The sequence below is a fragment of the Methylovorus sp. MM2 genome (assembly GCF_001648895.1).
GTDB lineage: Bacteria > Pseudomonadota > Gammaproteobacteria > Burkholderiales > Methylophilaceae > MM1.
The window spans coordinates 452,342-469,756 of the sequence record NZ_LXUF01000011.1 but is presented as its reverse complement, the minus strand read 5'-3'; the positions used below and the strand labels follow the sequence as shown (position 1 = coordinate 469,756).

The following is a 17,415-nucleotide window of genomic DNA, read 5'->3' as shown; positions in this document are numbered from 1 at the left end:
ACAGTATAAAAACGTAAATCAAAGCGATTTACGCTGGTTAGCCGCGGGTATCTGAAGAGACTCGCGGTATTTCGCAATGGTCCGTCTGGCGACCATGATGCCTTGCTTACTTAGAATGTCAGTAATTTGATTGTCTGATAACGGTTTTTTCGGGTTCTCTTCGCCGACCATCTGCTTAATGAGCGCGCGTATTGCCGTTGCAGAGCAAGCGCCGCCAGATTCTGTAGCGACATGGCTGCCGAAGAAATATTTAAGCTCGTACACACCACGCGGGGTCAGCATATATTTGCGTGTAGTCACACGGGAAACAGTGGATTCGTGTAAGCCTAGCTCATCTGCGATTTCGCGCAAAACCAGTGGGCGCATCGCGACTTCGCCATGCTCAAAAAACTTACGCTGGCGGTCTACGATGGCTTGGGATACGCGCAATATGGTAGAGAAACGCTGCTGGATATTCTTGATCATCCACTTGGCTTCTTGCATCTGGCTCATTAAGTATTGACTGGAGCTATCGCGATTACGTTTCAAAATACCTGCATAAAGCTGGTTGATGCGTAACTTAGGCACGACTTCGTCATTCAGGCTGGCGATCCATACACCTTTGTACTTTTTGACCATGATTTCGTGCTGAATGTAATGGTCGGAGCTGATGCTGGTGAATTCACTGCCGGGTCGTGGATTAAGCTGTATCACCAATTGTTGTACCGCACGCAATACTTCATCGTCGCATTGCAGAAGCTTGCGCAGTTTTGCGTAATCGCGTGTGGCTAGTAGCGGTAAATGACTCTTAGTGACCTCAATGGCGATTTTTAGATTTGGCGTATCTTCTGGCAATGCTTCCAACTGAAGCGTGAGGCATTCTGAAAGGTTTCTTGATGCGATACCTGGCGGATCAAGATGTTGGATATGTTTGAGTGCAGTCTGTAACTCCAGTAGATCGATCTCAAGTTCTTCAGGGAGTCCTGCGGCGAAATCTTCCAATGACTGTTCAAGGTAGCCGTCGTCATTGATGGTGTCTACCAGCAGCATGGATAAGGTCTGGTCACGCTCAGATAGGGGCAGCAGCTTAATCTGGCTCAGTAGGTGCTCGCGAAGCGTAGGCTTGATGGCTTCCTGAAAACTGAAGTCGTTATCATCATCATTGCCAGCGCTATTTTCTTCCCAGCGACCAGTATTGGAGAACTCGAAATAATCATCGCTGATCTCTTCTTGACGAGGCGGCTCTTCATTATTGTCAGGCGCTGCAACTTCAGTCGTATTGTTGTTGCCATTAGGAACGAAATTCTCGGCATCTGGGTCGATGCTGTCTTCACTTTTGCTTGCACGCTCCAGCAAAGGATTTTCTTGCAAGAGTGTTTCCAGCTCTTGATTCAGCTCTTGCGTTGACAGTTGCAGCAAGCGGATAGACTGCTGCAACTGCGGAGTTAGCGCTAAATGTTGCGAAAATTTAAGTTGTAAGCTTTGCTTCATTTTTAATCCGCTGTACGCACTGATTACAGACGGAAATCCTTACCGAGGTAGACTTCTCTCACGCTCTTGTTATGAATGATCTCGCTGGGCGCGCCTGCTGCGAATACGCGTCCTTCATTTACAATATACGCTCTATCGCAGATGCCTAGGGTTTCTCGTACATTGTGGTCGGTAATCAATACACCAATGTTTTTTTCGGTGAGGAAGCGAATGATTTTCTGAATATCCAGCACGGCGATCGGGTCGATACCGGCAAACGGTTCATCCAACAGGATAAAGCTTGGGTTTGTCGCGAGACAACGTGCAATCTCCACACGGCGGCGCTCACCACCAGAAAGACTCACGCCCATGTTATTGCGAATATGCGTGATATGGAGCTCTTCTAGTAGAGATTCCAGCTGTTTGCTTTGTTCTTCAGGCGTGAGTTTTTGCAGCTCCAGAATCGCGGTGATGTTTTCTGCCACCGTCATCTTACGGAAAATGGAAGGCTCTTGTGGCAGGTAGGAAACACCGAGGCGCGCGCGCTGGTGGATAGGCAAACGGCTTAGATCCCTGCCATCCAGTAAAATCCTTCCGCCATCCAATGGCACTAGACCGACCATCATATAAAAGCTGGTGGTCTTACCCGCGCCATTTGGGCCAAGCAGGCCGACGACTTCACCACTTTTCAGGCTCAGTGAAATATCCTGCACGACGGTGCGGGATTTATATTTCTTGCGTAAACCTTCTACGATCAACTCACTCATCTGTCGCGATATTCTTCAAATAGATTCGGTTATTCGGGTCATCCTCGGATGAAGTCTTTTAGTTAGGTGTCGCAGGTGCAACAGGGCTATCCGCTTTTTTCTTTGGCTGAATGACAGCACGTACGCGGCCATTAGGTGCCGATGGGGTATCTGTCTGAGAGCCGCCACCGATGACTTCGGCATATTCTGCATTCGCGTCATACATGATGTAATCACCATGGACGATATCGTCCCCACGTTTTACCCAGGCCTTAGTGTAAAGCTGCACTTTGTCCATACGGCCATCGTATTCGATTCGCTGCGCGCTGCCTTCCATATACTCACTTTTCCCCTCAAGTTTCTGCTTGAAGGTCGTCGGGTTGCCATAAGACGTACTATGCTGAAAACCTTCTTTATCTTCACGTATGACCAGTTTGTCACCACGAATAATCAATGTACCCTGCGTAAGGATGACATTGCCAGTGTAGGTGCTCGTCTTTTTGGCATCGTTGACCGTGACTGTGTCGGCTTCTAGGTCGATAGGTTTATCGCGATCCGCTTTTTCAGCATGTGCCGTTACGCAAGATAAGGCCAGTAAAGTAGCTAGCAGGCTAAGATGTAACGACTTAGTCATGATGTCTCCGAGTTCCGGTATTGCTGGTTAAGCGCAGATTTACGCTGGATATTGGGTTGGATTGTTTTTTTGGTTCTGGCATTGTTTGGTGTCGTATTTTTAACTGCTGCCTTAGGCTTGGCCTTTTCAGGTACAGGGCTATTCTTTTTATTAACAGGATTACTAGCAGACTTAGTTGTATTCACAGACCTAGCACTCGCAGGCGCTACAATAGGCGCTGGCCTTTCATAGTGTACTCGTACCTTTTGAGAAAGGTTGATCACTTTGCGTTTTTTATCATAAACCATGGCATTGGCATGAATCACCGTATTCGGTGCTTGAGTAATCAAAATAGGTTTATCGGTGGTGGCGATATCCGTTTTAGGGAAAACCTTTAGATACTCAGTGAATACAGTCATCTCGCCTCTATCTTTAAACGCCTGCCGTACCACCTTTACCTTGTCCATAAATTCCACGACCTCGCCATCGCTGGATACTGTGCCGCGCTGTGCTTCGATCTGGGTGTAAGGCTTATCCGTTGCGTATTGCGTGAAACGTGGACGAATGAGTGATGTGCTGTCATCGTCCGGGTAATGTTTCATTTCAGTTGCTGCCAGCATGTACTGTAGCTTGCCATTGATGTCGGTTTTGGATGTCACGAAATCATGCAATATGTAGTCTGGGTCATGCCGTGAATTGCCATCCGGTTTCTTCTCAGGCGGCTGCACAGATCGATCAATCCATAATGTCAGCAACGCCAATAGCGCTAAAAGCGCCAAAGGAAAAAGAATCGTAGAACGTCCGTACACTTAAAAATCTGACCGATATTATTTTAAAAACTGTGCCATTTGGGCATCAAATGTACCTTGCGCCTTCATGATCAATTCACAAAGTTCTCGCACGGCACCATGGCCTGCTTCACGCGTTGTTACATAATGTGCGTACTCTTTTACCAAAGGCATTGCATGCGGTACTGTGACAGCAAGGCCTGCTCTTCGCATTGGCGGGAGATCAATGACATCATCCCCCATAAATGCGGCTTCTTCATAGCTGAATCCCGTCTCTTTCAGGATGAGGTCAAACGCCTCAAGTTTATTCTCAATGCCTTGGTGATAATGGGTGATGCCGATATTCTCTGCGCGTTTGACCACGACATTCGATGTGCGGCCTGTCACGATCGCCATTTCTACACCACTGGCTTTTAATAGCTTTAAGCCCAAGCCATCTTGGGAATGGAATATTTTTGACTCCAAACCATTATCGGACAACATCAGACCGCCATCCGTCATGACGCCGTCTACATCGAATACCACGAGTTTGAGCCGTTTGGCACGTTCTTCTACAGAGATCACTTTTTAAACCACCTTTGCAATAAGCAGGTCGTGCATATTTAATGCGCCAACCAATGTTCCTTGTGCATCTACGACTAACAATGCACTGATTTTTCTTTGTTCCATGAGCTCCACTGCATCAACCGCTAATTGGTCAGGACCAATATTCGCAGGTTTTGAGTTCATTACCTCCCATATTGTTGTGCTGGTGACATCAACGCCAGATTCAAATGCACGACGTAAATCGCCATCGGTAAATACACCGACCGGATGGTTGGAGTCATCAACAATGGCGGTCATGCCTAGACCTTTACGCGACATTTCGAGTAGGCCATCTTTTAGCGATGCGCCTTTACCTACGCTAGGCACCTCGATGCCTTTGCGCATAATGTCTTTGACACGTACTAGCAGGCGCCGCCCTAAACTGCCGCCCGGGTGCGATCGTGCATAATCCTCGGATGAAAAGCCGCGTAAGTCCAACAAGGTCACTGCCAAGGCATCACCTAGTGCCAGTGCGGCTGTTGTGCTTGCCGTCGGTGCGAGTCCAAGTGGACAGGCTTCTTGTGATACATGCGCATCCAGAAATACATCCGCCGCTTTGGATAATGTAGATTTGGGGTTTCCGGTAATGCTGATGAGTTTTGCACCCATGCGCTTGATCGGATGGATGATCGTCAATAGCTCATCTGCCTCACCTGAGTTAGAGAGCGCGAGGACGACGTCATCTTTCGTGATCATGCCTAAATCGCCATGACTTGCTTCTGCCGGATGCATGAAAAATGCAGGCGTGCCAGTGCTGGCAAGTGTCGCTGCGATTTTATTGCCAATATGGCCGGATTTACCTATTCCGGTCACCACAACACGGCCTTGGCATTGTAAAATGAGGTCGATTGCGCGATTGAAGTTTTCGTCTAATCTATGGGCTAGCGCTTCGACTTCACGCGCCTCAATCAACAAAACTTCTTTGGCTAGCTCAATCGGCGCTTTTGTAGCGCCTATTTTTTGTAATTTTGATGTTTCCATACCTGCCAAGTATAAAAGGGAATGTCTTACGAATAAAGGAAAGATAGACAAATTATTGCGACTTTTATCAAAGTCGGCATAATTTTTGCCTAAATCAACCGCTTATGCACGACACCTTACCAGCCATCCTCCTCCTGCTTACTAGCTCAGTGCTGGCAGTAGCGCTATTTCGGGCTTTTCAGCTGCCTGCGATGTTGGCTTATTTTCTTGTTGGTTTGATTCTGGGCCCAAAAACGTTCGGTATCTTGCCCGATACTGAGGCAAATCGTGAATTGGCTGAGTTCGGCATCGTATTCCTGATGTTTAGTATCGGCCTTGAGTTCAGTCTGACTCAGTTGTATGCAATGCGGAAAACAGTTTTCGGCCTTGGCGGTGCGCAGGTATCTATTACCATGATTATCGTCATTTTGGTCTGTCGTTTCCTAGGCTTGAGCTGGGCTGCTTCGTTCGTGATCGGTGGGGCATTGGCGATGTCGTCAACTGCGATCGTTTCTAAGATGTTAGTGGAAGGCTTGGAGTTAAATTCAAGGCATGGTCGCTTGGCCATTGGCGTACTGTTGTTTCAGGATATCGCGGTTGTTCCTCTTCTGGTGCTCATTCCTACATTGGGGGCGCATACCGATACGCTGATAGAGGCTTTGGGAGTCTCCATGCTTAAAGCCACCGTGATGCTGGGCTTTTTATTTGCCTTTGGTAAGGCCTTGCTCACGCCTTGGTTCAATCTGGTTGCGCGTCAACGTTCCCGTGAGTTATTTGTCATGAATGTGTTGATGGTCACCTTGATATTGGCGTATGCGACCAAACTGGCCGGCCTTTCTTATGCGCTTGGTGCTTTCATTGCGGGCATGCTGATCTCCGAAACGCGTTATCGCTATCAGGTGGAATCTGATATTGCGTCTTTCCGCGATATTTTGCTCGGCCTGTTTTTCATTACGGTGGGCATGCTGCTGGATTTTCATGCGCTGATTGATAATATCGGTTGGGTGCTGCTATTGGTATTTGCTTTTGTTACCTTAAAGGCAGCATTGGTGGCAGTGTTGAGCAGAATATTCGGTTACGAGCCAGGGGTTGCTATTCGCACGGGCGTGACGTTGGCTCAGGCTGGTGAGTTTAGTTTTGTGGTGCTGGCTTTAGGGGCAGAACATCATCTTTTAAGTGGTCATGCTTTTCATATCGTGCTTGCAGCGTCATTGATCTCGATGGTGGTGGCGCCCTTTATTATTCAGTACAACGAGCGGCTGGGTGAGCGTTTATCGCGTAGTTATGTGAAGAATCGCGAGAAGCAGATTCATGGTATTGAAGATATCGGTAAAGAGCTTTCCGGCCATGTGATTATTTGTGGTTTTGGTCGTAGCGGGCAGTATCTTGCACGTTTTCTTACTGAAGAAAGCATTCCGTTCATTGCGCTGGATGTTGATCCATCACGGGTACGTGAAGCAGGTTCTGCCGGTGAAAACGTGCTGTATGGTGATGCTGGTCGTCGCGTTGTGCTTGAAGCCGCAGGGGCAGCGAGAGCCAAGGCACTGATCGTAAGTTATGACGATGAGCCTTCTGCGATGAAGATCTTGCATGTGGTCGAAGATAACTATCCCGGTTTGCCTGTCATCGTACGTACTGTTGATGATTCCAACATGGAAGCATTCCGCGCGGCAGGCGCCACCGAGGTTGTGCCTGAAGTGTTGGAGGGCAGTCTTATGCTTGCTTCTCATGCCTTGGTCTTGCTGGGTGTGCCGCTCAATCGAGTCGTCAAACGTATCCGTAAGTTCCGCGAAGAGCGTTATAAGATGTTTCGGGGCTTCTTCCACGGTATGTCAGATATCGATGAGCCTATCGAAAAAACACAGCCGCGTTTACATTCTGTTGCGATCACGGCTTCAGCTTATTGTTTGGGGCGTAAGTTGAAAGATATCGATTTTTCCAAGTTCGTCGTCGAAGTACAGTCGATTCGTCGTCAGACATTCAAGCCATTTAAGCCAGAACCGGATTTTGTATTTGCTGAAGGCGATGTGGTTGTCTTGCTGGGAACGCCTGATGATCTGGCCGGTGCAGAAAAAGCATTGTTAAGCCGTATCAAATGAGCCAACGTGTTGTGATCGCTGGCGGCGGTATTGTCGGCTGCCTGACGGCTATGGAGCTTGTAACGCGCGGTTATGAAGTGACGATCGTGGAGCGTAATAAGATCGCAAGCCAGACATCGGGTGAGTCTTCATGGGCTGGCGCAGGTGTTCTATTCCCATTGTTACCCTGGATGTATTCGGAACCGGTCAATGCGCTAACACTCGCCGGTGCCAGCCTATATCCTGAAATAGCGCAACGATTACTGGATGAAACCGGGATAGATTCTGACCTGTTGCCGTCAGGTTTTTTATTGTTACCACCGTTTGATGTGGAAATAGCTCGCCAATGGTGTGATCGGCATCATTTTTCGGCTCATCCAGTGAGTGCCTCATCGTTTGGTATTCAATCAGTCACTGGCGATGATGCTTTATGGCTACCTAGTGTCAGTCAGATACGTCCACCTTATCTCATGCTGGCTTTACGCGCTTGGCTTGAGAAAAACCACGTGACGCTGCTTGAGCATACTGAATTAACGCCCCTGAAAGAAACCACAAGCCTAGATGAATGGAAAACCGTAAGCGGGGAGACATTGAAGGCCGATAAATTTGTGGTGACTTCAGGTGCGTGGAGCTTTGAGCTATTAAAAGAAACCGCCCAAAAGTTGAATATCAAACCGATGCGTGGGCAGATATTGCTTTATCAACCTGAAAAGAATCTGGAACAAATCGTCTACCGTGATGGTTTTTATATGGTGCCGCGTAAAGATGGTTATTTGTTAGCGGGCAGTACGCTGGAGGATGTAGGTTTCGATGCATCAACTACTGCAAAAGTGCGTGACGAGATTAGCCATAAGGCGGAAGCGATCATGCCTGAATTAAAGGGGATGCCTATCATCAAGCATTGGAGCGGTCTAAGGCCGGGTACACCTGATAATCTGCCGACAATCGCCCCTCATCCACATATCGAGAATCTCTATCTCAATACTGGTCATTTCCGTTACGGCCTGACGATGGCACCTATTAGTGCACAGATCACGGCTGATTTAATCAGCGGGCAGCAATCTGAGCTGGATATTTCAGCTTATGCTTACCCTGTTTAACCGTATTTCCTGAACTGACCTACGACGATACCGAATATCTCAAAGTCGGTTTTGGGGCGAATAACTGGGTAGTCTTTATTGGCGGGAATGAGAATAAACTTGCCGTTTTCTCGGCCTAAAGTCTTGAGCGTAAATTCGTTATCAATGATCGCGACGACGATATCGCCGATATTCGCCATCGGGCGTTTTTCTACGATGACGACATCATCGGGGAATATGCCAGCATCAATCATCGAGTCACCTCTTACTGTGATGAGCACCGACTTGGATGGGCGTTCTACCAAATAATCATCAATGCTGAGGGTCTCGGGTTGCCCACCAAATGCTGGTGTTGGCATGCCTGCTTGTACGGTGCTCTCGGCTAGGGTACGTTCAAAGAACCTTCTGCCAGGTTTCAGGCGTTTGTCTGGCGCATAATCAAGAAAACCCTGCAACCTGAACCTTGCGACTAATGCCGTGACTGCATTCTTTGATTTAAAGCCCAGCAGTTGTGCAATCAGTGCAAACGACGGTAGCGTTTTATGCTCGGCGTAGTAATCCTGAATGCTGCCCAAATATTCGAAATCTTTATCCATGGAAATAGATTAATGTACGTTCGTACAGTAGTCAATACCCTGAATTCAATATTTATGCGTTTTTAATCCAGTGCTTAAATTAAATTTTAGAGAATGCGCATTATTGGGGTGCCATTCAGATTAGGATGCCGTCCAGTGACCAGATTTGCCGCCTATTTTTTCCAGTAACTTGATTTCACTGATTTGCATCCCCCGATCTACTGCTTTGCACATATCGTAAATGGTCAGTAACGCTACACTTGTGGCAGTTAGTGCCTCCATCTCTACACCTGTGCGGCCAATGGTTTCAGCGGTGACTTTACATGTGATGATGGCATCGGCTTCATCTATCTCAAATTCAACATTCACTTTGGTCAGGCTGATCGGGTGGCACAAAGGAATGAGGTCTGATGTACGTTTGGAGCCCTGAATCGCTGCGATTCTGGCGATACCTAATACATCGCCCTTTTTTGCATCACCTTTCAGTATCAGTTGCAGTGTCGCTGGTAGCATGCTGATTTTGCCGCTGGTGACCGCGATGCGATGGGTTTCGGTTTTCTCGCCGATATCGACCATGTGGGCTTGTCCTGCGCTATTAAAATGCGTGAGCTCGCTCATTGCTGCCTTCTTTCTAAGCAAAATGCTAGGTGAACTTGAATCCTGAGATTGTTATCATACCAAGATGAAGCCGATTTACATGATTGTCTGTGCGTTGTTCCTCTCTCCATTGGCATTAGCTGATGGTTTGCCTGAGCTGGGTGATTCATCCGCGACTGTTTTATCACCATTGCAAGAGCAAAAGATAGCTGATCAGATCATGCGTCAGGTGATGGCGAGTGATGATGTTGTCAGCGATGCTGAAGTGAACGATTACGTACAGAATCTGGGCTACCGTCTTGCGAGCCATGGCCCTGATCCACATCAGCAGTTCAATTTCTTTGTTGTGAAAGATAACACCATCAATGCGTTTGCGATGCCGGGTGGGGTTGTCGGAGTGCATACGGGTCTGATCATTGCTGCCGATACAGAATCCGAAGTCGCAGGGGTGCTGGGGCACGAAATCGGTCATGTGGTGCAGCACCATCTTGCGCGTATGCTGGCTCAGCAAAAGATAGATTCAGTCGTCTCAATGGCCACCATGGCATTGGCGTTACTTGCAGCCGTGGGCAATCCCCAGCTTGGCGGAGGCGCGATGATGACGGCCAGTGCAAACGCTATTCAGAAGCAGCTGGATTACACGCGCGATCATGAGCGTGAGGCCGACCGCGTGGGTTTGCAGATCATGACGGATTCAGGCTTTGACCCACATGGCATGCCCGCTTTCTTTGAAGTGCTACAAAAAGGCACGCGCTTTGTTCAAGGTACGGCACCTTCTTTTCTTCGTACCCACCCGCTGACCACGGAACGTATCACTGATGTGCGCGGCAGAGTGGAGCAGATGAGCTCTTTTAAACTCGTGGAAGATAGTCAGGAGTTTTACTATGTCCGCGCAAAACTGCTGGCTGATCTGGGTACGCCGACACAGGCTGTAGATTCATTTCGTAATAACCTGCAAGAAAAGAAATATACCAACGAAGCAGGCCAGCATTATGGGTTAGCCATCGCCCTGATGCGTAAGCGTGATTTCACAGGCGCTGCCAAAGAGCTTGATTGGCTAAAGATGAATGCCCCTGTGCATGCCATGATTGCGAATCTGGCGGCCAATATCGCTGTTGCACAAAACAAGCCGGAGCAGGCTGAGAAAGCATTTATTACTGGTCTTGCCATTTTCCCGAATCATCGTGCGCTCATCTATGGTTATGCCGAGCATCTACTTGCCTTGAATCAGGTTGATAATGCGTTGAAGTTGATCAGTGATAAACAGTCCTCTTTTCCTGACGATCCTTATTTCTACGAGCTGATATCCAAGGCCTATACCATGCAGGGCAAAGTGTTGTTGCGTCATCAAGCGCAAGGGGAGGCTTATGTACGTCGCTATCACATCCCTAAAGCTATAGAACAGATGGATCTCGCGGCAAAAGCGACTGATGGGGATTTTTACCAGCACTCCATTGTGGAGGCGCGCTTGAGCCAACTGCGCCAGTTGGTCGATGATCCTAAGAAACCTAAGTAGACCAATGATGCAACGTAGAAACTTCTTAAAAATCTTGGGCGGCGCAATTGCATGGAGTTTACTGGCGCCACTAGAAACCTTGGCTGCCATTTGGAATAAGGCTGCTTTTGAAACATCTTCTTTAGATATCGTAAAAAAGGAGTTGGGGATTTTGTCGGCTAAAGTCAGCCCACAGATCAAAGTGATCGCGCCAGATCGTGCAGAGAATGGCGCTGTCGTGCAGGTAGAGATCACGAGTCATATTGCGAATACTGAAGCGATCTTGATCATGGTCGCAAAGAACCCGACCCCGCTGATTGCAAATTTTATTTTATCCAATGGTATGCAGCCCTACCTCATCACCCGCATAAAAATGGCAGAGACCGATGATATTCAGGTGTTCATCAAGGCGGATGGGCAATATTTCACGGCGAGCAAACGTGTTGAAGTTTTTGAGAATGGGTGCGGCTAGCGATGGCAAACGATATCAAGCTGCGCGCTCAACTCAATGACGATATTACTGAAATCAAAGTGCTGATGAGTCACCCGATGGAAACAGGTCGGCGCAAGAATGGTGCTGGCGAAATCGTGCCCGCCCATTTTATTCAGCTCGTCACGATGCTACTGAATGATAAAACGGTTCTGGAAGCAGAATGGGGGACAGGTATCGCTAAAGACCCTTACCTAACATTTCATCTCAAAGGTGCCAAAATCGGGGATAAGATTGTCATTGTTTGGCATGACAATCAGGGTAATACAGGTAATTCCCAAATCTTTGTCGTTTAGGTCATGTGATCTAAATGAAACTTCGTAAATGGGTGTTTAGCCCTTTTTCATTAACAAACGTGATCTCATACATGCTGCTCATGCCTTGAGCATGTTCATCAGATAGCCCTGCGACGCAAAGAATAAATTGGTTTTTTTGCAATCCGAGCCTCTTTTTGATAATACGGTATTTCTCAATAGAGGATTTATATTCGCCCGTTTTGCATTCGATGCAGATAGGTGTTTTTTCGTTAATCAGGAAAAAAACGTCCAACTCGTTTACATCATTATTAGCGAAAGTGATGGAAAGATTGCGGGCACATGAAAATGGAATATTTTTCTCCTGCGCCAGTATTAGAACCTGCATCATCGCAAACCACTCTAGCCATGCGCCGCTGAAAAAACTGCGAATAACTGGTGAAGTTTGCAATATCAATCGTATCGATTTTTCTGTTTTCTGATGGAAATATTTTCCTACAAACGAATAATCGTAAAGTTGCCTGCAAAATGCGGTCAATGTCTTAACTTCACTAGGTGTTTTTTGTGAAAGACTAAGGGTGGTGCCATTATGGTTTTTAGTTTGCGCATAGCAGATTTGTTCTAACAACGGGTTGAAGAGCGCATAGTTGTTGCCAATTTCATTCGCGATCTCATCAAAAAATCCTGTTGTATCAACGGCTTTATGGTTTGGGGATGCCTGTATATGCAGTTTGGAAAACCAGGTTTGGATAGGTTTATGTTGCGCGTCACTAGCCATCAAGTCTGTATTGAACAGGCTGATGCCGGAAAGTATATTTTCAGCCCCAATATCAGGGTCATCTTTGGGTATTATTTTCGTTTGAGCGCGTTTAATAGATTGCTGTAAAGCAAAATGTTGCTCTAAAAGTTTCGTGACGAAGAAGGTGGTATCCCACACTTTGTTCGAGTGCTGGCAACGCTTGCATGCTAATGAACTGCCTATTTTCTCGACCTCGATTTCGGCGATGTAATTACATTGACTGCACCTGTAAATAGCCATTAAATTTTCACCTAAAAGACGTCATTGATTCAGGGTTGCGATAGATTAAGTAACTGTTTTAATAATGGTAAGGTTACGGCTCGTTTGTAAGTGAGCGACCACTCATCTAGCGCATCCAGTGTCGCGATCAATGACGGCATATCGCGGCGTAGATGCCGTAAGCAGTAATCCAGCACTTCATCCGGTAGTTTCATGCCGCGCACCTGTGCGTGACTTTTAAGGGCTTGAGCTTTTTCATTGTCGCTTAGCGGATGTAATTGATAAGTCAGCCCCCATGCTAATCTGGTGGCTAAATCATCGCGTAAGCCCATCTGCGTTGGGGCAGCGATTCCGCTAGTAATCAATACGCCATCTGATGCGCGCAATTGATTATAAGTGTTGAATAAATCGATCTGTGCTTCGTCATTCAGTAAATGCACGTCATCGACACAAATGACCTGTTGCTTAGTGTCTTTCGACAGCAATTCGATGCCGGATAAGAGATGGCTCTTGCCACTGCCAGCCTCACCCCAGAGATAAATAAATCTAGATTGTGCGTTCCCATCAATGACGGCGTGCAAGCTATGTAATGCCTCGGCATTACGGCCAATGACGAAATTCTCCATGGTCGGCAGGGCCGCCGGTTGAATATCCAAAAGTAACTGTTTCATTTTTTAAGATATAACTGACTGGCTAAATAACTTGTTTTGGCATGGCGTAAGCCCACTGCAATTGCTGCGCTGACTGGTAATGCAAGCAAAATACCGGTAAATCCGAATAGCTCACCGCCTGCCAAAAGTGCGAAGATAACGACTACTGGATGCAGCCCGATACGCTCCCCAACTAGCTGCGGTGTGAGGAACATGCTCTCTAATACCTGCCCAAGTCCAAAGACGATAGCCACGGGAATGAATTGTCCGATGCTGGTAAATTGCAATGCAGAAGCTAGTAAGGCTAACAACATGCCGGTGCCTATGCCTAAATAAGGCACAAAACCGAGCAGACCAGCTAGTAAGCCTATCGGTAATGCAAGTTCAAGCCCTGCCATCCATAAGCCGATTGAGTAGAAGGCGCTCATCAATAACATGACCGCTAATTGACCTCTCAAGAATTCACCCAATACCAGATCGACTTCGCTGGCGATATTGGTGGTTTTACTATGCCAGCGGCGTGGTAGAAGTTGCTCTACACGGTCGACCAAGCCATGCCAGTCGCGTAGTAGATAGAAGAACACAAGAGGGATAATGAGCAAATTCGCGAGCCACGCGACTAACGCTAACCCGTGATCGCTGAGTACCCGTAAGAATTGCGTGGCAAAATCACCGGCAGATTTCCAATTCTTTGTAATGATCGCCTGAATCTGCGCAGAGTCGATCGCTAAAGACACCCCAAAGTGCTGAATAAGCCAAGGGTCCACACGTTGTTTGAATGTGCTGAAATAAACAGGGATGCGCTCTGCAACCAAAAACAGTTCTTTTTGCATGAGCGGTACGATGATGAGGAGTATTAACGTAATCACACCGACTAATAGTGCCATGATGATGATTGTCGCTATGGTACGGCCGATCTTGAACTTGCCGATTTGTATGGTTTCAAGTTTATCGGCAAGCGGGCTACAGATATAAGCCACGATAGCCGCGATCAAAAAGGGTGTCATGATGGGCAAAAGCAGATAAAAAATGAAAAAAGCAAAGGCTACCAGCAAGATAATGCGGTAATCAGGCAACACGTTTTCTCGTTTATCTGTCATTTCGGTTAAAATTATACTTATTCAGTCACGCATGACTTAAATTTATTAAGTGACTTACTCAAATTATCTTGTGGAAAGCGAGAACTCAACTTGAATTCTGAAAAAACCTCGATTAGCTACCGCGATGCGGGTGTCGATATTGAAGCTGGCGATGCGCTGGTAGAGGAAATCAAGCCATATGCCAAGCGTACCATGCGCCCGGAGGTTTTGGGTGGAATTGGTGGCTTTGGCTCATTGTTTGAAGTGCCTAAAAAATTCAAGAACCCGGTGCTGGTTTCTGGTACGGATGGCGTGGGTACCAAGCTTAAACTGGCGTTTCAATTGAATAAACACGATACCGTTGGTATCGATCTTGTGGCCATGAGCGTGAACGATATTCTGGTACAAGGCGCTGAGCCATTGTTCTTCTTGGATTATTTCGCTTGCGGAAAGCTCGAAGTCGGCGTGGCAGCACAAGTCATCAAAGGTATCGCCCTTGGTTGTGAGCAGTCGGGTTGTGCATTAGTCGGTGGTGAAACCGCCGAGATGCCTGGCATGTACCCTGCCGGTGAGTATGATCTTGCTGGTTTTGCCGTTGGCGCAGTTGATAAAGAAGCTATCATCAATGGCAGCACCATAGCTGAGGGTGATGTGGTACTGGGCCTTGCATCTAGCGGTGCCCACTCCAATGGATACTCTCTCATTCGTAAATTGATCGAAAAATCAGGTATCGCTTGGGATAGTGATTTTCACGGTAAACCATTCCGTGATGTTGTTATGGCACCCACACGTATCTACGTAAAACCTTTGCTTAAATTGCTTGCTGCTTTGCCTGTTAAGGGTATGGCACACATTACAGGTGGCGGTATCACCGAGAATATTCCACGTGTTTTACCTGAAGGGTTGACTGCCGAAGTCAAGAAAACAGGCTGGCAGTTGCCACCATTGTTTAGTTGGTTGCAAGCACAAGGCAATGTGACCGATGACGAGATGTACCGCACATTCAATTGCGGCATCGGTATGGTGGTGATTGTATCTGCGCAAGATGCTGCTGCGGCTAAAGCGTTATTGACGACTGAGGGTGAACAGGTCTTTGAGATCGGTCATATCCGTCGTCAAGCTGCTGGAGAGCATGCCACAGTCGTTGTTTGATTTAGTCTTTAAAGGTTACACCATTTAAAGATCGCACTTTCTGAGTTTTGAGCCGTCCAAAAGCCTTTGGGAGAAATTGAATATGCAGGTCATCGGGCGATATATAGCCGTTATACAGTTTCTTGTCTTGGCTTTATCCGGTGTTGCGCATGCCGCAGCACCTACCAAAGTCGATGTCGTTTATCAGGCCACGCGCAACGGGCAGCCATTTGCCACCATCGAAGAGAGTTATCGTGCCGAGAATGGCCGCTACAAGATTGAAAGTGTCACTACGGGCATCGGCGTCTACGCTTTATTCGGTAAACGCAGGTTATTGAGTGAGGGGGAGATCACCCCTGAGGGTTTAAAGCCTGCGCACTTTGAATTGCATCAGGGCGATAAGGCAAAGAAGTCTTTGTTCGCTGATTTCGATTGGTCAGCCGGTAAGCTTAATATGCAGGTGAAGGGTAAGCCGGTCACGGCAACGCTTGAAAAAGGCGCGCAAGATATCGCCAGCTTTATTTACCAATTCATGTTTGCCCCACCTGCAGGCGATGAATTTAATTTGCCGGTGACCACAGGTAAAAAACTGCGCGATTATCACTACAAAGTGACTGAACGTGATGTCGTGGTCGAGATCGGTGATAAAAAATTCAAGACCATCCATTTAATGGATGCAGATGCTGCATCGAATGACGATTCAAAAGAATTATGGCTGGGTGTTGAAAACCATTATCTGCCTGTTCGCTTGGAAATGCGCGACGAAAATGGCATGAAGATCGAGCAGACCCTGACCAGCATTCAAGTCGAGTAGGCTTTTGCGTCTATCCAAAATATCTGTTTATTGGCGCTATGTATTCGCCCTTGCGGTTTCCGTTCTATTACATCTATTGATCGTGTTCGGCAGTACAGGCTGGCATTGGCCTTTGCTGGATGAGGATGACGAACATGTAGTTGAGGTGCAGTTGAGTTTGCCGCCGCCCCAAGCACCACCGAAGCGGGTCGCTGTGAAAAAAGCCATACCAGTGCATAAGGCACCAGCAGCGCCAGTAGATCAACCAGTGGCAGATAGCGGGTCTCTACAAGAGCAGTCCTCTGCTGACGAGCGCGTATTTAACGAGGCCGTGTTGCAAGATGCCCCGCAGGAAAGTGACCCTGTTGAGATCGAATTTCATGCAGGGCATATTGATATGGATTTCGATGTATTGCGTGGTGATGCACAGAGCAAGATCGGTGTTGCGCGTATCCGCTACAAAGCCAATGAAGATAGAACCTACAAGCTGAGTAGTGAAACCGAAGCAAAGGGTATCGCCAGCCTGATCTTGTCAGGCAAGCTGGTGCAAATGAGTGAAGGCATCGTTAGCCCGACAAAAGGCTTGCAGCCATCCAGCTTTTTTTACCAGTATGGCAGCGACACGAGTAAGGCACAGCATGCTGAATTCAACTGGCAAGAACACATGCTAACGCTGAATAGCAATAAAGGCGTGAGTAAGGTGGCCTTGCCTGAAGATGCGCAAGATCTTTTGAGCTTTATGTACCAATTCATGTTTATTCCGCCTTTAGTGAATATGCAGCTCTCAGTCACTAACGGTAAACGCCTGCATGCTTATACTTACCTTTTTGAAGGGCAAGAGACTTTAAGTACCAAGCTGGGGGATGTGCAAGTTGTGCACATTGTAAGAAGCAATGGCGATGGGGATGAGAAAACCGAGCTGTGGTTAGCGGTGGATTATAAATATCTACCTTTTAAAATTCGTAAAACAGAGAAAGATGGTAACGTGATGGAGCAGATTGTGACCCGTCTCGATACCGATATTTTTAAATGAAT

At 47.3% G+C, this 17,415-nt stretch carries 19 protein-coding genes; 8 read left to right on the top strand and 11 right to left on the bottom strand.

Going from position 1 to position 17,415, the window contains the following annotated elements; translation table 11 throughout:
• Positions 1 to 18: 18 nt before the first annotated feature.
• From A7981_RS10045 to A7981_RS10020, 6 genes are read right to left on the bottom strand one after another with little or no spacing between them, the layout of a single operon-like run.
• Positions 19 to 1,470, bottom strand: a complete 1,452-nt coding sequence (locus A7981_RS10045) for an RNA polymerase factor sigma-54 (RefSeq protein WP_067267625.1) — start codon at positions 1,468 to 1,470, stop codon at positions 19 to 21.
• Between the two features lie 23 nt (positions 1,471 to 1,493).
• Positions 1,494 to 2,216 (bottom strand): LPS export ABC transporter ATP-binding protein, encoded by a 723-nt coding sequence (lptB, locus tag A7981_RS10040; protein WP_067267623.1) that lies wholly within the window; start codon positions 2,214 to 2,216, stop codon positions 1,494 to 1,496.
• A gap of 58 nt (positions 2,217 to 2,274) precedes the next feature.
• Positions 2,275 to 2,829, bottom strand: a complete 555-nt coding sequence (gene lptA, locus A7981_RS10035; RefSeq protein WP_067267621.1) for a lipopolysaccharide transport periplasmic protein LptA — start codon at positions 2,827 to 2,829, stop codon at positions 2,275 to 2,277.
• The gene (gene lptC, locus A7981_RS10030) at positions 2,826 to 3,617 is read right to left on the bottom strand and encodes an LPS export ABC transporter periplasmic protein LptC (RefSeq protein ID WP_067267619.1); all 792 of its coding nucleotides are present in this window, start codon (positions 3,615 to 3,617) and stop codon (positions 2,826 to 2,828) included. Before lptC ends, lptA begins: the two co-directional genes overlap by 4 nt.
• 18 nt (positions 3,618 to 3,635) lie before the next feature.
• Positions 3,636 to 4,160 (bottom strand): HAD family hydrolase, encoded by a 525-nt coding sequence (locus tag A7981_RS10025; protein ID WP_067267617.1) that lies wholly within the window; start codon positions 4,158 to 4,160, stop codon positions 3,636 to 3,638.
• 3 nt (positions 4,161 to 4,163) lie between these two features.
• Entirely contained in the window at positions 4,164 to 5,162 is a 999-nt protein-coding gene (locus A7981_RS10020) for a KpsF/GutQ family sugar-phosphate isomerase (protein WP_067267615.1), read from the bottom strand.
• Between the two features lie 104 nt (positions 5,163 to 5,266).
• Here A7981_RS10020 and A7981_RS10015 point away from each other — a divergent pair, with 104 nt between their 5' ends.
• Positions 5,267 to 7,240 (top strand): monovalent cation:proton antiporter family protein, encoded by a 1,974-nt coding sequence (locus A7981_RS10015; protein WP_067267614.1) that lies wholly within the window; start codon positions 5,267 to 5,269, stop codon positions 7,238 to 7,240.
• Positions 7,237 to 8,319 (top strand): FAD-binding oxidoreductase, encoded by a 1,083-nt coding sequence (locus tag A7981_RS10010; RefSeq protein WP_067267611.1) that lies wholly within the window; start codon positions 7,237 to 7,239, stop codon positions 8,317 to 8,319. The genes A7981_RS10015 and A7981_RS10010 overlap by 4 nt, the downstream gene beginning before the upstream one ends.
• Here A7981_RS10010 and A7981_RS10005 read toward each other — a convergent pair.
• Together A7981_RS10005 and moaC are read right to left on the bottom strand one after the other, a co-directional pair.
• Positions 8,316 to 8,894, bottom strand: coding sequence for a LexA family transcriptional regulator (locus A7981_RS10005; RefSeq protein WP_067267608.1), 579 nt, complete (start codon positions 8,892 to 8,894; stop codon positions 8,316 to 8,318). The genes A7981_RS10010 and A7981_RS10005 overlap by 4 nt on opposite strands.
• 120 nt (positions 8,895 to 9,014) lie before the next feature.
• A complete protein-coding gene (moaC, locus tag A7981_RS10000) occupies positions 9,015 to 9,491 on the bottom strand; it encodes a cyclic pyranopterin monophosphate synthase MoaC (protein ID WP_067267607.1) in 477 nt (158 codons plus the stop codon).
• Between the two features lie 64 nt (positions 9,492 to 9,555).
• On the opposite strand from moaC, the gene A7981_RS09995 reads away from it, so the two are divergent.
• The 3 genes from A7981_RS09995 to soxZ are packed head-to-tail and all read left to right on the top strand — an operon-like array spanning position 9,556 to position 11,751.
• Positions 9,556 to 10,986, top strand: a complete 1,431-nt coding sequence (locus A7981_RS09995; RefSeq protein WP_067267606.1) for a M48 family metalloprotease — start codon at positions 9,556 to 9,558, stop codon at positions 10,984 to 10,986.
• A gap of 7 nt (positions 10,987 to 10,993) precedes the next feature.
• Entirely contained in the window at positions 10,994 to 11,437 is a 444-nt protein-coding gene (locus A7981_RS09990; RefSeq protein WP_067267912.1) for a thiosulfate oxidation carrier protein SoxY, read from the top strand.
• 2 nt (positions 11,438 to 11,439) lie between these two features.
• Positions 11,440 to 11,751, top strand: a complete 312-nt coding sequence (soxZ, locus tag A7981_RS09985) for a thiosulfate oxidation carrier complex protein SoxZ (RefSeq protein ID WP_067267605.1) — start codon at positions 11,440 to 11,442, stop codon at positions 11,749 to 11,751.
• Between the two features lie 10 nt (positions 11,752 to 11,761).
• On the opposite strand, the gene A7981_RS09980 is transcribed toward soxZ, so the two are convergent.
• The 3 genes from A7981_RS09980 to A7981_RS09970 are packed head-to-tail and all read right to left on the bottom strand — an operon-like array spanning position 11,762 to position 14,477.
• Positions 11,762 to 12,748: a hypothetical protein gene (locus A7981_RS09980; RefSeq protein WP_067267604.1), complete on the bottom strand. Its 987-nt coding sequence runs from the start codon at positions 12,746 to 12,748 to the stop codon at positions 11,762 to 11,764.
• A gap of 29 nt (positions 12,749 to 12,777) precedes the next feature.
• A complete protein-coding gene (locus tag A7981_RS09975; RefSeq protein ID WP_067267601.1) occupies positions 12,778 to 13,398 on the bottom strand; it encodes a DnaA ATPase domain-containing protein in 621 nt (206 codons plus the stop codon).
• The gene (locus A7981_RS09970) at positions 13,395 to 14,477 is read right to left on the bottom strand and encodes an AI-2E family transporter (protein WP_067267599.1); all 1,083 of its coding nucleotides are present in this window, start codon (positions 14,475 to 14,477) and stop codon (positions 13,395 to 13,397) included. The genes A7981_RS09975 and A7981_RS09970 overlap by 4 nt, the downstream gene beginning before the upstream one ends.
• Before the next feature lie 90 nt (positions 14,478 to 14,567).
• Here A7981_RS09970 and purM point away from each other — a divergent pair, with 90 nt between their 5' ends.
• From purM to A7981_RS09955, 3 genes are all read left to right on the top strand, one after another.
• A complete protein-coding gene (gene purM / locus A7981_RS09965; protein WP_067267596.1) occupies positions 14,568 to 15,608 on the top strand; it encodes a phosphoribosylformylglycinamidine cyclo-ligase in 1,041 nt (346 codons plus the stop codon).
• 82 nt (positions 15,609 to 15,690) lie between these two features.
• A complete protein-coding gene (locus tag A7981_RS09960; protein WP_067267594.1) occupies positions 15,691 to 16,401 on the top strand; it encodes a DUF3108 domain-containing protein in 711 nt (236 codons plus the stop codon).
• Between the two features lie 4 nt (positions 16,402 to 16,405).
• Complete coding sequence (locus tag A7981_RS09955; protein WP_067267592.1) at positions 16,406 to 17,413, top strand: DUF3108 domain-containing protein; 1,008 nt, start codon at positions 16,406 to 16,408, stop codon at positions 17,411 to 17,413.
• The last annotated feature ends 2 nt before the right edge of the window (positions 17,414 to 17,415 follow it).

Coding starts and splice junctions, on each gene's coding strand:
- A7981_RS09995 (WP_067267606.1), top strand. CDS start 9,556: ATGAAGCCGATTTACATGATTGTCTGTGCGTTGTTCCTCTCTCCATTG.
- A7981_RS09990 (WP_067267912.1), top strand. CDS start 10,994: ATGCAACGTAGAAACTTCTTAAAAATCTTGGGCGGCGCAATTGCATGG.
- A7981_RS10005 (WP_067267608.1), bottom strand. CDS start 8,894: ATGGATAAAGATTTCGAATATTTGGGCAGCATTCAGGATTACTACGCC.
- A7981_RS09970 (WP_067267599.1), bottom strand. CDS start 14,477: ATGACAGATAAACGAGAAAACGTGTTGCCTGATTACCGCATTATCTTG.
- A7981_RS10020 (WP_067267615.1), bottom strand. CDS start 5,162: ATGGAAACATCAAAATTACAAAAAATAGGCGCTACAAAAGCGCCGATT.
- lptA (WP_067267621.1), bottom strand. CDS start 2,829: ATGACTAAGTCGTTACATCTTAGCCTGCTAGCTACTTTACTGGCCTTA.
- A7981_RS09980 (WP_067267604.1), bottom strand. CDS start 12,748: ATGGCTATTTACAGGTGCAGTCAATGTAATTACATCGCCGAAATCGAG.
- A7981_RS09960 (WP_067267594.1), top strand. CDS start 15,691: ATGCAGGTCATCGGGCGATATATAGCCGTTATACAGTTTCTTGTCTTG.
- A7981_RS10015 (WP_067267614.1), top strand. CDS start 5,267: ATGCACGACACCTTACCAGCCATCCTCCTCCTGCTTACTAGCTCAGTG.
- A7981_RS10010 (WP_067267611.1), top strand. CDS start 7,237: ATGAGCCAACGTGTTGTGATCGCTGGCGGCGGTATTGTCGGCTGCCTG.
- lptB (WP_067267623.1), bottom strand. CDS start 2,216: ATGAGTGAGTTGATCGTAGAAGGTTTACGCAAGAAATATAAATCCCGC.
- moaC (WP_067267607.1), bottom strand. CDS start 9,491: ATGAGCGAGCTCACGCATTTTAATAGCGCAGGACAAGCCCACATGGTC.
- soxZ (WP_067267605.1), top strand. CDS start 11,440: ATGGCAAACGATATCAAGCTGCGCGCTCAACTCAATGACGATATTACT.
- A7981_RS09975 (WP_067267601.1), bottom strand. CDS start 13,398: ATGAAACAGTTACTTTTGGATATTCAACCGGCGGCCCTGCCGACCATG.
- A7981_RS10045 (WP_067267625.1), bottom strand. CDS start 1,470: ATGAAGCAAAGCTTACAACTTAAATTTTCGCAACATTTAGCGCTAACT.